General features: G+C 41.3%; 13 protein-coding genes. 5 read left to right on the forward strand and 8 right to left on the reverse strand.

Annotated elements, in window-relative coordinates:
• Positions 1-61: 61 nt before the first annotated feature.
• On the forward strand, positions 62-514 hold the full coding sequence (locus A9Z07_RS10305; RefSeq protein ID WP_069578399.1) for a DUF962 domain-containing protein: 453 nt from the start codon (positions 62-64) through the stop codon (positions 512-514).
• A 40-nt stretch (positions 515-554) separates the two neighbouring features.
• Here the strand turns inward: A9Z07_RS10305 and A9Z07_RS10310 are convergent, their stop codons facing one another.
• Complete coding sequence (locus A9Z07_RS10310) at positions 555-1,028, reverse strand: DUF3465 domain-containing protein (RefSeq protein ID WP_069578401.1); 474 nt, start codon at positions 1,026-1,028, stop codon at positions 555-557.
• Positions 1,029-1,107: 79 nt separating this feature from the next.
• A complete protein-coding gene (gene sthA / locus A9Z07_RS10315; RefSeq protein WP_004772670.1) occupies positions 1,108-2,523 on the reverse strand; it encodes a Si-specific NAD(P)(+) transhydrogenase in 1,416 nt (471 codons plus the stop codon).
• A 190-nt stretch (positions 2,524-2,713) separates the two neighbouring features.
• Between sthA and lipA the strand changes: the two genes are divergently transcribed.
• Positions 2,714-3,727: a lipoyl synthase gene (gene lipA, locus A9Z07_RS10320; RefSeq protein WP_004772671.1), complete on the forward strand. Its 1,014-nt coding sequence runs from the start codon at positions 2,714-2,716 to the stop codon at positions 3,725-3,727.
• Between the two features lie 62 nt (positions 3,728-3,789).
• On the opposite strand, the gene A9Z07_RS10325 is transcribed toward lipA, so the two are convergent.
• The 3 genes from A9Z07_RS10325 to A9Z07_RS10335 all read right to left on the reverse strand — a co-directional run bounded on the left by A9Z07_RS10325 (position 3,790) and on the right by A9Z07_RS10335 (position 10,071).
• Positions 3,790-4,896, reverse strand: coding sequence for a beta-ketoacyl-ACP synthase III (locus A9Z07_RS10325; protein WP_004772674.1), 1,107 nt, complete (start codon positions 4,894-4,896; stop codon positions 3,790-3,792).
• 45 nt (positions 4,897-4,941) lie between these two features.
• Positions 4,942-8,796 carry an ATP-dependent RNA helicase HrpA gene (hrpA, locus tag A9Z07_RS10330; RefSeq protein ID WP_069578403.1) on the reverse strand — a complete coding sequence of 1,285 codons (3,855 nt, stop codon included), beginning with the start codon at positions 8,794-8,796 and terminating at the stop codon, positions 4,942-4,944.
• Positions 8,797-8,910: 114 nt separating this feature from the next.
• Entirely contained in the window at positions 8,911-10,071 is a 1,161-nt protein-coding gene (locus tag A9Z07_RS10335; RefSeq protein ID WP_069578405.1) for a sterol desaturase family protein, read from the reverse strand.
• 593 nt (positions 10,072-10,664) lie between these two features.
• Between A9Z07_RS10335 and ahpC the strand changes: the two genes are divergently transcribed.
• Both ahpC and A9Z07_RS10345 read left to right on the forward strand, forming a co-directional pair.
• A complete protein-coding gene (gene ahpC / locus A9Z07_RS10340) occupies positions 10,665-11,228 on the forward strand; it encodes an alkyl hydroperoxide reductase subunit C (RefSeq protein WP_004772679.1) in 564 nt (187 codons plus the stop codon).
• Between the two features lie 253 nt (positions 11,229-11,481).
• On the forward strand, positions 11,482-11,691 hold the full coding sequence (locus A9Z07_RS10345) for a KTSC domain-containing protein (protein WP_003652651.1): 210 nt from the start codon (positions 11,482-11,484) through the stop codon (positions 11,689-11,691).
• Between the two features lie 54 nt (positions 11,692-11,745).
• Here the strand turns inward: A9Z07_RS10345 and A9Z07_RS10350 are convergent, their stop codons facing one another.
• Positions 11,746-12,939, reverse strand: coding sequence for an alkane 1-monooxygenase (locus A9Z07_RS10350; protein WP_069578407.1), 1,194 nt, complete (start codon positions 12,937-12,939; stop codon positions 11,746-11,748).
• 121 nt (positions 12,940-13,060) lie between these two features.
• Here A9Z07_RS10350 and A9Z07_RS10355 point away from each other — a divergent pair, with 121 nt between their 5' ends.
• The gene (locus A9Z07_RS10355) at positions 13,061-14,110 is read left to right on the forward strand and encodes an AraC family transcriptional regulator (protein ID WP_069578428.1); all 1,050 of its coding nucleotides are present in this window, start codon (positions 13,061-13,063) and stop codon (positions 14,108-14,110) included.
• Here the strand turns inward: A9Z07_RS10355 and A9Z07_RS10360 are convergent.
• Together A9Z07_RS10360 and A9Z07_RS10365 are read right to left on the reverse strand one after the other, a co-directional pair.
• The gene (locus A9Z07_RS10360; RefSeq protein WP_069578409.1) at positions 14,087-14,674 is read right to left on the reverse strand and encodes an O-methyltransferase; all 588 of its coding nucleotides are present in this window, start codon (positions 14,672-14,674) and stop codon (positions 14,087-14,089) included. The two genes, A9Z07_RS10355 and A9Z07_RS10360, sit on opposite strands and share 24 nt — an antisense overlap.
• A 36-nt stretch (positions 14,675-14,710) precedes the next feature.
• Positions 14,711-14,929 (reverse strand): DUF1653 domain-containing protein, encoded by a 219-nt coding sequence (locus A9Z07_RS10365; protein WP_069578411.1) that lies wholly within the window; start codon positions 14,927-14,929, stop codon positions 14,711-14,713.
• Positions 14,930-15,130: the final 201 nt, after the last annotated feature.

A 15,130-nucleotide genomic window follows, 5' to 3' on the forward strand; every position in this document is an offset into this window, starting at 1 on the left:
CGCCCTCTTCGCTTGTTGGTTATATTGAAGCAATAAAAATGAATACAGCGAGGAGCGCATTGTGAAATCGATAGACGAATGGTTTGATGAATATAGTGATAGCCACCAAAACCAGACCAACAAGAAAATTCACTGGGTCTGTGTACCTGCAATCTTATTTTCGATTATTGGAATCCTTGCGCACTTTAGCACCTTACTCACCGCGTTATTGCTGGTTTTAACTTTAGTTTTTTATGCGCGTCTGGATATTATGCTGGCGATTGCGATGGCAGCCTTATTGGCAGTAATGGCATGGCTGATTGTGATCTTGCCAGTCGGTGTAGGATTCTATATTGGGATATTTGTGATCGCATGGATCGGTCAATTTTATGGCCATAAAGTTGAAGGTAAGAAACCTTCTTTCTTTAAAGACTTACAATTCCTTCTGATTGGCCCTGTATGGTGCATGGACGCTTATTTAGCTAAAGTCCTACCTAAATGGAAAATTCGTCAAAAATTGGCGCTTACAAGCTAATTTAGCGCCTATCTTGCAAGTAACCGATCAAGGAAAAATGCTATTGATACATTTTTCCTTGATATTTTAGCCATCCATCAATGTGTTTTCCGCGTGGATCATGATGCGTCCAGTGAATGACACCACCTTTCTGGCTATATTCATATTCACCATAAAACTCAACGATATCACCCTTTTTCAGCCCGTCAATTCTTGGTGCCAAATCGATATTATGGGCAATCAGAACGGTTAAACCGTTATCCAATTTAAGAATCATTTTTTGGTGTCTTGAGCCTTCATTGTCATCAGGCAAAATGGCTTTCACCGTTCCTTGAGCCTGTACTTGAACATTACTGCGTTGCTGCTGATAAGCTTGCATGATCTTCTGTTGATCATCGACAGAAACCGTATTTCCCGTATTGGAATTCTGAACGCCAGCACCAGTATTTTGTTTTTGCTTAAGATCCAGACCGAAATAAGCCGCGACCAATAAGACGATGGCAATAATGATTAGATTATTTTTTTGATTTTTCATATTTCCCTTTTATTTAACACAAGATAGAAAAATGCCAATCAAAGTGATTGGCATTTGGATCATACAATGTCTGACTGGCTTAGAACAAACGATTCATACCATTCAACGCCGCAACACGATAGGCTTCAGCCATAGTTGGATAGTTGAATGTGGTCTCAACAAAGTACTTCAAAGTATTGTTTGGACTATGCATTACGACTTGTCCAATGTGGATAATCTCTGCGGCATTGTTACCAAAGCAGTGAATGCCCAATACCTCTAAAGTATCACGGTGGAATAGAATCTTTAATTCACCAACTGTATCGCCTGTAATCTGCGCACGCGCCAGATGACGGAAAGAGGCTTGTCCCACTTCGTATGGCACTTTCTCTTCTGTTAATTCTTGCTCAGTCTTACCGATCGATGAAATTTCTGGAATAGTATAAATACCCGTTGGAACGTCACGGATTGGCTTCACATTTTTCTCGCCCACCATGTTCGCACCTGCGCAACGACCTTGGTCATACGCCGCTGATGCCAATGACGGCCAGCCAATCACATCACCTGCGGCAAAAATATTTTCTGCTTCAGTCTGATATTGATCATTCACCATCAACTGACCACGACCATTTGGCACTAAGCCCACATTTTCAAGGCCTAAACCATCGGTATTGCCTGAACGGCCATTACACCACAAGATTGCATCTGCCTTGATCTTCTTGCCACTGAGCAAATGTAAAACCACGTGATCATCAAAAGTCTCTAAGCGGTCAATCTGCTCATTGTGACGGATCAACACACCTTGTTCGCGCAAGTGGTATGATAATGCATCGGCAATTTCATCATCCAGATAGCTTAAAAGCTTTTGCTGCGTATTGATCAAGTCAACCTTATGATCTAATCCAATGAAAATCGATGCATATTCACAACCGATCACGCCTGCACCATAAATGATGATTTTCTGAATGGCATAATCGAGATCAAGAATCTTGTCTGAATCAAATACACGCGGGTGATTGAAGTCTAAACCTTTTGGTTGATATGGACGACTACCCGTTGCAATCACAATCTGCTTGCAAATAATGGTGTCTTTGATGCCATCCTGACCAAAAATCAGAACCGTATTCTTGTCTTGAATATAAGCACGTCCATGAAAGACTTCGATTTTATTGCGATCATAGAAACGTGTATGCGTGTCAACTTGCTGTTGAATCACTTTATGCGCATTACGTAATACCTGTTTCATGGTGAATTGTTTCCACTCACCGACTTTTTGAAACATTGGATCACGTTGATAACGAATGATACTTGAAACTGTTTGACGCAAAGCTTTACTTGGAATTGTTCCTACATGTGCGCAGTTACCGCCGAGTTGATCACGAACATCAACGATTGCAACTTTTTTACCTGCTTTTGCAAGCTTCATTGCCGCGCCTTCGCCAGCTGGGCCAGAACCGAGAATTACTGCATCATATTTAACAATATTCCCACCAACGACCTCTTTCTTACGTGGCATTCAAAGCTCCTTTGTCTCTTAACCGTTTTTGCTCTCTATATGATAACCAATATGCAGCGAGATGATGTATTTCACAACTATATATTTTTATATATTTACATTTTCAAAATGAATACCACTTTTCCTGCTTTAATGCGGTAAATTTGACTATAATATTCACATATCTCAAATCAAAGGCTGTAGGAAGTATATGTCTGAACACCGTAAACCTGAACAGGGTATAAAACTTCGTGGCGCGGAAAAAGTCGCAAGAATTCCTGTAAAAGTTATCCCTACGGTTGAAGTACCTCGCAAACCTGACTGGATTCGAGTCAAGATGACCGCTCCAGAAGAAGTTCAGCGTATCAAAACAACCTTGCGTTCACAAAAACTGCATACCGTATGTGAAGAAGCTGCTTGCCCTAACCTGCCTGAATGCTTCGGTGGTGGTACAGCAACCTTCATGATCATGGGCGATATCTGTACCCGTCGCTGTCCATTCTGTGATGTTGCACACGGTCGTCCAAATGCATTGGACCCTGATGAACCTCGTCACATGGCTGAAACCATTTCTAATCTGGGCTTAAAATATGCCGTGATTACCTCGGTTGACCGTGATGACCTTCTTGATGGCGGTGCTCAACATTTTGTTGACTGTATCAAAGAAGCGCGTGCATTAAGTCCAAAAACCTTATTGGAAATTCTGGTACCAGACTTCCGTGGTCGTATGGATATCGCCTTACGCATCATGACTGAATGTCCGCCAGATGTATTCAACCACAATATTGAAACTGTACCTCGTCTTTATAAAGCGATGCGTCCAGGTTCTGACTACCAGCACTCTTTAAACCTGTTAAAAATGTTTAAAGAATACTGCCCTGATGTGCCAACCAAATGTGGTTTGATGGTAGGTATTGGTGAAACCGAAGAAGAAGTAATTTCATTACTGGATGATCTTCGTGCACACGATGTGGATTACGTGACCATTGGTCAGTATCTACAACCGTCTAAACAACATGCACCAATCGACCGTTTTGTTACACCAGAAGAATTCGAGCGTTATGCTGAACATGGCCGTAAACTCGGTTTCAGAAATATCTGGTCTGCGCCAATGGTTCGTTCAAGCTACTTTGCTGATCGTCAATATCATGGTGAACCAGTACCAGCTGTACGTCGTAAAGCAGATCCTGCCAAGAAAATTGCAGTTCAAGCGATTGAAGCTTAAGGTTTCATAAGGCAATAAAAAACACCACAATCGTGGTGTTTTTTATGCTCTAGCCCAAAGGCTTAAGCAATATGCTTTTGTACCACAATCGAGCCAACTGAATAGCCAGCACCGAAAGAAGAAATCACAGCGAATTCGCCATTATCTACCTGTTCACCAGTACGATGCATCGCAATAATAACACCCGCAGATGAAGTATTGGCAAACTCATCCAAGATGATCGGTGCACGCTCAAGATCAGCATCTTTACCAACAACCAATTTTAAAATCAGTTCATTCATGTTGGCATTGGCTTGATGCAACCAGAAACGCTTGATTTGCTCAGGCGTTAATTCAAGTTTCTCTAATTGTGCAGAAATGATTTTTGCAACAAGCGGACAAACTTCTTTAAATACTTTACGACCGTCTTGACGGAACAGTTTGTCATCTACAACCGCATCTTCACTGCGATTTAAGAAACCAAAGTTATTACGGATATTATTTGAGAATTGAGTAAACAAATGAATATCTAAAATTTCAAAACCTGATTTTGTTTCAGTTTCTTCAATAATTGATGCTGTTGCAACATCACCAAAAATAAAGTGGGCATCACGGGTACGATAATCCAAATGACCAGACGTGATTTCAACATTCAGCAATAACACACGGCGAGCGCCACATTTCACTGCGTCATACGCTTGCTTCAAACCGAATGTTGCAGCAGAACATGCCACATTCATATCATAAGCATAACCCTGAATCCCAAGTGCAGACTGAATTTCAATCGCAACCGCAGGATAAGCACGTTGCATGTTTGAACATGCTAAAATCACCACATCGATGTCTTCAGCGGTTACGCCTGCATTTTCCATCGCCTGTTTTGCAGCAATCACGCCCCACTCCGCTTGAAGTGAAAGCTCATCATTGCTACGTTCCTGCAAACGCGGACGCAAGCGTGTTGGATCTAAAATACCTGATTTTTCGACTACATAGCGACGTTTAATCCCTGATGCTTTTTCAATAAATTCAGGGCTTGAACCACGTAAAGCCTCGATTTCGCCCGCTTCGATTTGAGCTGCGTTGTCTTGGTTATATTGTTCTACATAAGCATTTAAACTTTCAACCAACTCTTCATTGGAAATAGATTCGGTTGGGTGAAATAACCCAGTACCTGTTATACGGATGCCCATGTAAAACTCCTGTAAAGAATGCTTCTAACTTTCATATTTCTCAGTTTAACCGATTGCTAATCGATCCCATAGTTTTTGTAATCTAGTTGGTGAAATAGGCAGCTTTGTCTTCATCGGTTGAGAAAACAAGGAAATTCTGAGTTCTTCCAACATCAAATACAATTCTTTGATTTTAGGATCTTTTTTAAATTTAAATACTTTGTCCATCCATGGATCGACATCATCAATTGCAGCAAGATCACGTTGTAGATTATTTGGCAATCGGTCTAAACGCAATAGCAGTGCTTTCAAATAACGCGGGTATTCCTGCCAAATCTCGGGTGACTGACTATAAACAAAGTCTGCCAACGACATTAAATCAAGCTGATCTTCAATATCATCCACACTGCGACCAAAGATACTTTGATCGAGTACCAGCAATTCACGGCGAATTTGCTGCCATTGGGTAAATATTTCAGTTAAATCAGCTAATGTCTGTTGACCATTTGCTAAAAACTGCTTTTTGGTTTCAGTCAATAACTGTTGAAACTCATCAGCATTTTTTGGTAGTTCCTGAATCGAAACCTGTAAAGTTGCATAAACCAGCATTTGTTCCAGTTTTGCCCGTTCACCTAAAGGCGAATAAGCCAAAGCCAGCGGCTTGGAAATCTGCTTTTTCAATTGACGAATTAAATCGCCCAACTGCATATGCACCAGTCGAATCACCCCTTCACGATGTTGCTTGATCGCTTCATCCTGATCATTGAAGGTTTGAATCACCACACCTGACTCATCTTTCGCATCCAGCTCGGCAAACAGCTTGGTTGGTACCAACGCTTGATATTGCTTGACCACAACACCCGTGACCTTTTGCGAGGCTTCAAAAATAAAGTTGTCAGGGAAGGTTTTAAATTCACCTTTTTGCTGTTTCACTGGGCGATGGGTTTCAACACGACAGCGTGCTTTTAGCTCATCCAGATCACGCCCTTGCGCAATCAACTTGCCTTTTTCATCCAGCACCTTAATAAAAGGCACCAGATACTGGTCAATACGCTCAAAAGAAAAATCTTTTTCCGTAATCTGCTCACCACGCAAAGCAAAAGCCAGATAACTAAACAGATGTTCACGTAAATGCGTTGCATCTACGCCCTGCATCAGCTTTCTCGCAGTATCAGGAATTGGCACCAGATTACGGCGCTTATCTTTAGGTAAAGCCTTCAGTAATGCTTCGATCAAGTCTTGACGCCAGCCTGGAATTCCCCATGACCATTGCTTTTCATCGACTTGCGGTAATGCCTGTACAGGAATCTTAACCGTTGCACCATCTTCATCATGGCTTGGGTCAAATCGATAGCTAGCAGCCAAGCGCAATTGTCCATTATGCAAATAGTCAGGAAATTGTTGCGTGGTCGGACGATCATTCATCCATAACGCATCATCTTCAACAAATAGATAACGTGGCTGATCAGGTTCGACTGTTGCACGCCAATCTTCAAAACTACGACGACTGGCAATTTCCTCAGGCACTTTCGCTGCATAAAACTGATAAATGGTTTCTTCATCAACCACTAAATCACGACGACGCAGCTTATCTTCAACGCGCTCAACTTCCTCAAGTTTAAGGAGGTTGTGTTTTAAAAATGGCGGTGTAATTCCAAGATTACCGGTAGTCAAAGCATCACGTAAAAAGATTTCATGTGCTGTAGGCTGATCCACCTTTTCAAAGTTGATCAAACGCTTCGGCTCAATGATTAAACCAAACAGCGAAATCTGCGCATAGGCATTCACAATACCCGCTTTCTTTGACCAATGCGGTTCAAAATAGTGGTACTTCAATAAATCACGCGCAGCTAATAAAATCCATTCAGGATCGATTTTTGCCAAAGTACGCAGATAGACCTGAGAGGTTTCGACCATCTCAAATGCCATAACCCAAGCAGTATTGGTTTTATGCAAGGTACTGGCTGGGAACACTTTGGCTTTCTGCTGGCGTACTGCCATAAAGGTATTACGTTCATCGGTTTTATTGGCAATGAATGAAAGTAAACCAGTCAATAAAGCGCGGTGTAAATTTTCATAATTAGCGCCCTTTTCATTAAAACTCAGTTTTAATCCTTCTGCCAGCTCGACCAGTTGCTGATGGGTCTGTTTCCATTCACGCAAACGCAACCAGCTTAAAAAATGCTGACGTGCAAATTGACGGCGCTTATTTTCCGTCTGCGTATCCGGGCTGGTTTGTATCGTATTCCAAAGCTTTAAATAGAATAAAAAGTCCGAATCCGCTTCTTTGAATAACGCATGCTTCTGATCGGCCTGCATTTGTTTATCGGCAGGACGTTCACGCGGATCTTGAATCGCCAAGGCACTGACAATAATCAGGGTTTCTTTGAGTACGCCAAAATGTGCCCCACCGATAATCATACGAGCTAAACGCGGATCAATCGGCATACGAGCCATCATCTGACCGACTTTGGTCAAATCATTCTTGCGCTCGCTTAATGCACCCAATTCGATCAGCAGTTTACGACCATCATTGACCAAACGAAAATCAGGTGGCTCGATAAAATCAAAATCTTCAAGACTACCTAAACCAAGGCTTTGCATTTGCAAAATAACAGAGGCCAAGTTGGTTCGTTTAATTTCTGGCTCGGTAAACTCAGGACGGCTTAAAAAGTCTTCTTCACTATATAAGCGAATACACACACCCGCCGCAATACGACCACAACGACCTTTACGCTGGTTGGCAGCAGCCTGTGAAATTGCTTCAATTGGAAGACGTTGAACCCGCGAACGATAGTTATAACGCGAAATACGTGCAAAACCGCTATCAATCACATAGCGAATATTCGGAACTGTCAGTGCCGTTTCAGCCACGTTGGTTGCGATAATGATACGGCGACCTTTACCGCTTGGACTGAAAATCTTTTGCTGCTCAGCCAGTGCCAAACGTGCATATAAAGGCAACACTTCGGTATGACGAGGGCCATACTTCTGTAAGGTTTCCTGTAACTCACGAATTTCCTGTTCTGTACTGGCGAAAACCAGAATATCGGCATGCTCAGGATGGCCTTTACTTTCCGCATCAGCAAAACATTCTTCGACAGCTTGTACCACGGCACGCGGTAAATTTTCTTCGAAGTCATCAAACTCATCATCGTCACTGCCAACGATGCTTAGTTCTGAAATCGGACGATAACGCACTTCAACAGGAAAACTACGACCTTCGACTTCAAAAATCGGCGCGTCATAGAAATATTGGCTAAATCGATTCACATCTAACGTTGCTGAAGTGACGATTACTTTTAAATCAGGGCGCTTCGGTAAAAGCTGCTTGAGATAGCCCATGATAAAGTCAATATTGAGTGAGCGTTCGTGCGCCTCATCAATAATGATGGTGTCGTACTTTGATAAGAACCGGTCATTGGTCAGCTCAGCTAACAAGATACCATCAGTCATCAAACGAACAATCGAGTCTTGTGAGCCCTGCTCATTAAAACGGATTTTAAAACCGATTGATTCACCGAGTTTTTCACCGACCTCTTCAGCAATACGCTGCGAAACACTACGCGCAGCCAGACGACGTGGCTGGGTGTGACCAATCATACCCGTAAGACCACGCCCTGCTAGCATGGCAATTTGTGGAAGCTGTGTGGTTTTACCCGAACCCGTTTCACCCGCTACAATAATGACCTGATGCTTTTGAATCGCTTCAATCAAACGATCTGCATACTGGGTAACAGGTAAATCCTGATTGAGTTTAATCGTGGGGAGGCGTGCAAGGCGTTGCTTGACCTTGTGGTTAGACTGTTCAAACAGTTTTTCGATGTCTGCTGGTTGTGTTTTTTTATCTTTGCGCAGTCGATTTAAACGGTGACGGTCACGTGCCATAACCAATTGATCTACATTTAAATGACTCTGCACTGAACAGCTTTCCTGAAAAATAAACTAATCGGCTATTTTACGCCTTAAAGCCTTGCTATGCAAAGAAACTGCATCAATCTCCTGCTGATCTTGATACAGTCCCCTCCATTCAGCTTAAGGTTTTGGTGACTGGTCGAAGCGTTTCCGAAAGCGTTTGACATATTTTTTAAACGGCCAAGTGAACTGTTTCACAAAACTATTCGGGATTTTATAGCCCACTGTCCCATAAACACTTGCCAGATGATTCGGCATATACACACTTTTAAACAGCACATCATAAAATGGGATAAATGCTGCATAATTCTTGTCAATCGCAGGTTTTTCAGATGAATGATGCCAATGATGAAACTCAGGTGTAGCAATCAACCAACGTAAATACGGGAAACGGAAACGCACATTGGAATGAATAAAAATCGCGTGAAATGAAATAAAAATCAGATAAGCAAATACCGCAGACGTATGGAAACCTAATAAAAATATCGGCAACGTTGCAATAAAGCGGGTCATCAATACTTCAACCACATGCAGGCGTGAAGAAGCCAGCCAGTCCATATATTCCGTCGAATGATGAATAGCATGGAAACGCCACAAGAAATTGACCTCATGCATGGCACGATGTAGCCAGTACACCACGAAATCCACCACAATCAGCAATTCAATAAATTGCAACCAGATTGGCTGCGCCTGCACATAAGGTACGATCGGGTTATTCGGCAAATGAGTAATCCAGTACTGGATCGGCATTACAGTTAAAAAGCTAAATAGTTGAATGCCGATATGACTGAACATAAAATATTTCATATCCGTCACCCACCCGACTCTCAGAATTTTCTGTTCGGGATTTTTGGCAAAAAAACCTTCCAGAGGAATAAAAATCAGCGCCAGAATCACCAGCGTGAGGACAAAATAATCAATTCCTGCATAAAAAGGCACGCTGGGTAACATCGGCGCCTTAATCACACCACAACCTAAAACAGCAGCGACCAGAGCAAAACACAAACCATAAAAGCCATAGCGGTTCTGACGAATAATGGAACTAAACGCGCCAAAACCAACACTCAGGATAATGCCGCCCATGAGGCTAAAATAAAATACATCATAATTTTTTGCGTAAAATGGTCGTAACTCAGGTGTGGTCATCACCGAAGGAAACAGAAAACACAATGCACCAAACAGGCAAAGTAAGCCTATAGACAGGGAAATAAATGCACTAATTTTTCCCAAGCCCGCATTGAGTTCCAGATTTTCAAATTTAGCTCTTAATTGATCAGTCATTGTCGGTATAAATTTCACTCTGGATGTCAGCACATCATGCTGATGCATATCACATTATAATTTTTCTCAAATAGATACTATTTAGTATTTCAAAGAGTTACAGCTCATTTTAGACAAACACTTACTGAACCACAAGATCAATCTATGATCAGCCTCCTGTCTTGGCAGGTATTCCTATTCTTAACTCAACAACAAGAACATAAATAGATAACATCTTGTGCAGTTTCACTCCTTTCGTGTCTATCCCCCTCGTTCTCTAAAGCATCCGTAAATATTGGAGAAAGTTTAAGCGTATATCTTGGTTTTTTATATATTTTTAGATTTTTTCAATTTTACCCTTGAATTTTAACAGCGTAGACTTCATGTTGTTATGCACATTAGTTTTCAGATGTTTTGTCATGTTTGCTTCATTTTTATGTCGTCAAATAGAGCAGAAATCTTTGGGTGAAAGTCGTTTTGATTGAGTTATTCAATTTTCCGATTTTAGTCATGTAAAAATACTATTTCCCCAATAACTAAAAATTATTTATTCTAGACCTCGTAAACAAGTAAGGCGTTAGCCTCTCAATAAAACCTCAATCATGGAGACAATGATGAGCTTAATTAATACTGAAGTTAAACCATTTAAAGCAACTGCGTACCACAACGGTCAATTTGTTGACGTATCTGAAGCAGATCTTAAAGGTAAATGGTCTGTTGTATTCTTCTACCCAGCTGACTTTACTTTCGTATGTCCAACTGAGTTAGGCGACCTTGCTGACAACTATGCTGAATTCCAAAAGTTAGGCGTTGAAATCTATGGCGTGTCTACTGACACTCACTTCACGCACAAAGCTTGGCACGACACTTCAGACGTTATTGGTAAAATCCAATACCCATTGATCGGCGATCCAACTTGGACGCTTTCTAAAAACTTCGACGTATTAATCGAAGCTGCTGGTCTTGCTGACCGTGGTACTTTCGTAATCGATCCAGAAGGCAAAATCCAAATCGTTGAAATCAACGCTGGTGGTATCGGCCGTGACGCATCTGAACTTCTTCGTAAAGTAAAAGCTGCTCAATACGTTCACGCTCACCCAGGTGAAGTTTGCCCAGCGAAATGGAAAGAAGGCGAAGCTACGCTTGCTCCATCTATCGACTTAGTTGGTAAAATCTAATTATTTAGATTAGACCCAATGGTCAGAAACCACCCTTTTTAGGGTGGTTTCTTTTTGTCTGCCTTCTTTAAAAATCCTCCCTTACCCCCGCCTAAATTTTATAGCTAATTTTTTACAATTCTTATACTTATAAGTTTATAGCTAGCTTCATTTATCAATTGTCAGACGGTTGGAGTTGGAGTACTGTCAAATCATGGAACACCAGAGTTGTTAAATATGTACTAAAAGATCAAATCAATATGGGGACGAATATATGGAAAAATCTGTTGTTGTAACCTCTTGGAAATACGATGTTTCTTCACGCTATTTAAAAATCTTTTATAGCAATGGCTCAGGCGAGCTTTACCATCCCGTTCCAGAGTTTATCTACAATAACTTGCTTCGCACCAATGATAAAACGGCCTTTGTGCATAAATATCTTGAATTTGATCTGCATTTTAAACGACTCTGTATTTCAGCTTAAAGCATAGAAAAAATCAGCCCTTATGGGCTGATCTGTTATTTAATGCTGGCTCATTTAAGCCACATCTTGCTGTTCAATATATTTGTCTAACATCTTTTGCTTGGCTTCGGGATAGACATTGATTTTGTCCAGATTGCCTTGATAGTGCTGTACCACACGATCATCCATAATTTTTGACCACCACGATGGAATAAATGCGGGCAAAATCATTGCGCCATACCCTGCTGGTAACTGAGGTGCATCTTCAAAGTGGCGTAAGGTCTGAAAGCTTCGGGTCGGATTGGCGTGATGATCAGAGTGGCGTTGTAATTGGTATAAGAACAAATTGGTCACCACATTATTATTGTTCCAGCTATGCTCAGGCAACGTCCTTTCGTATTGACCATTGGCCTTTTTCTCACGCTTCAAACCATAGTGTTCAATATAATTTACCGACTCAAACAAGGTTATCGCATAAGCCGCTTGCGTCAGTTGAAAAGGCACAGAACGCAGACCAAATTTACTCAACATCGCCGCATGGTACACAGCCGACATTGCCCAACCATGAATCAACTCATTTTCCTTACAGAGAAAAGGCAATTTCTTACGCTCTAAGCGGTTCTTTTCAATCTCGATCGCCGATTTAAAGCTGCCAATCGCAGTACGTGGTAAAAATTTCCAGAAGCTTTCACCAAATTGTGACGATGCAGGATCTTCAGGTGTCGCAACACGACGATGATGCCCATAAGGATGTTCTATTCGGAAATGGTTATAGCCCGATGGCGCTAAAGCCAAATGCGAAAGATAATGTTCCAGACACCCTGTTTTATGGCTCAATTCATGTGCGGTATTAATCGCAATGCCATTGACCATGCCCACCAAACTTCCCAATAACACCTGATCTGCGACTGGGGTATCTTCACGACTAGCAAGATAAGCTCCATAAAGATTTGCAGCGTATTGCAGTGGAATATACAGTTTCACAATTCGTGCGTAATAGGGATCAGCCTCAAGACCTGCAATCGCCTCTATGGGTGGATTTTCCGTATCTTCACCAATGAATTTATCTAGTGTTGGAATCACACCATGTAAAAATAACGGGCCAAATGAAGCAAAGAATTTTTTAGTTTTTTTCGGGCCAAACTGGTAACCCGCCAAACCACTCATGGCAATCGCAGGAACAGCCAAACCCAATAACCACAAATGACGTTTTTTATCTTTAAATGTTGTCGTTCCTTGCGCTACATCAAGCTGAGTATGCATATTCATTAGAATTCCCTCAATCAAACACATCTGTTTTGCTTGAGTTGATTGTGTCCTTTTGCAGCAACCCTATATTATCATTTTAAGACTTGCTATTATCATTTTAAGACTTTACTGGGTTTTTATTGTGCAAAAGCAGCAGATCCCTGTTATTCCATCACGTTATTATTCACGACTGATTGAAATATTGATTGCGACTCATCAATACAACAATGACGTGTTGATCGCTTTGCAGCAACAACTGGCAACAACAGAACTGTTGTCCATTCAACAGATTGAGCAATTTATTGAAATTGGTTTAAGTCTGCCCAGTACCCAAGATCTAGCCTTTGAACTGGGTAAAAATCTTAAACTCAGCTCGCATAGTCTGGTGGGTTATGCGCTGATGACCAGTCCGAATCTGGAACATGCGCTCAAATTAATTGCTCAGTATTTTAGATTGATTATGCCCAGTTTTAAGCTCAGCATTCAGATGCCAGCCCATCAACAAAAGGTTGAACTGTTATTTGAACCGATCTTGCAAATGAATAAACAATGTTTGGCCTTTCATATCGAAGCCATTGCGGTAGCCTTTTACTACAGTCTGCTTGAGTTGGCTGGTCAGCAGTTGCAGCGTTATCAAATTTATCTGAGTATCCCCGAACCGAGTTACCAAGAACGTTATCTCTCTTTAATCAAGGCCAATTTTCACTTTAACTACACTTGGCTCTCAGGAATCCGTGTCGTTATTGACCAGCAACAACTTGCACTGCCCTTGCCTTTGGCAGACGCGCATAGTTTAAAAGTAGTTGAACAACGCTGTCAGGAACAAATCCAGAAGATTTATCATCAAGGTGAAATTGTGGAATGGGTCAGTATGATGCTCAGACAAGCCAATCAAGTCCCCACCTTAACTGAATGTGCCAAAGTCCTGAATATTTCTACAAAAACGCTGCAACGCTATTTGCAGCAGCAAGGTGTTGAGTTTCAGGTATTAAAACAGCAGATCAGCACTGAACGTGCCATTGATTTGTTAGACAATTCTAGCTTTACCATTACAGCGATTGCTTATGAATTGGGTTATTCCAACCCTGCCAATTTTACCCGTGCCTTTAATAAAGTGATGGGTTGTAGTCCACAAGCTTATCGCTTAAACCACCAAGATAAAATCAATTCACTTCAAGATCACCATACATAAGCCCGCACCAATCGGCAAAGTTGTACTCATGTAATGTTCATCATTCTTGATCAATTCCAGAAAGGTTTTTACTTCGGCAGCATGAGAAATTACGTTATCAATAATCAAGGTACTACCCGCGTTTTGTAATAAACGCTTTAAATCAGCCCAGTAACTGACATAATGAATGCGCTCTGCATCCAGTAAAATAAAATCAAACGGTTCACTGGCTTGCGCCAGAAAATCCGCTGCATCTCCTACCCAGAAATCAATTTGCTGTTCTAACTCAAATTCTTCTGCATATTTTTTCGCCTGAGCACTACGTAAAGGATCAATTTCTACGGTTTGAACATTGCCATCTACTGCTTGGGCAGCCTCAGCCAACCATAAGGTTGAATAACCAGTAGAAGTGCCAATTTCCAGAATACGTTTTGATTGCTGGCAACGAATCAACATTGCCAATAATTTTGCCGACTCAGCTTCAATATTCCGATAGCGACTCAGACGATCAGACTGTTGAGCATCATGTTGCTTGAACTGATCATATAAATCAGAAATACGTTGTAAGAATACACTACTGGTCATCTCTGACTCCCCAAATGCCAAGTCGGCAAATTACGCTTAGGTCGCTTGAATCAATTTAAAACGGGGCTGGATTTGTCCATCAGCCAGTTGAACCGTTTCAGTAAACATTGCCAATGGGCGTACCCACATTGAATAATCGCCATATAAGCATTGATACACGACCAGTTCCTCTTCAGTTTCACTATGACGAGCAACATGAAAGACCTGATAAAGTTGCCCTTTATAATGTTGATAGATGCCGCGCTGTAATACCATATTGCTTATCCTCTATTTATGCCACGCAATGATTGCAGTTGTATAACAAGTTTGATTGTACTGATTTTTTTATCGAAAGATACATTTCAAAATTCAACGGATAAATTAAAAATTCAAAAAACCGATCAAAATAATAAAAACATACTGTTTTACCTATTTATGGTTTTTACGTACTATAGCCTCATTGAATGAATTTACTGA

The organism is Acinetobacter sp. YK3, from assembly GCF_001729365.1.
In the GTDB taxonomy this organism is placed as follows: Bacteria; Pseudomonadota; Gammaproteobacteria; order Pseudomonadales; family Moraxellaceae; genus Acinetobacter; species Acinetobacter vivianii.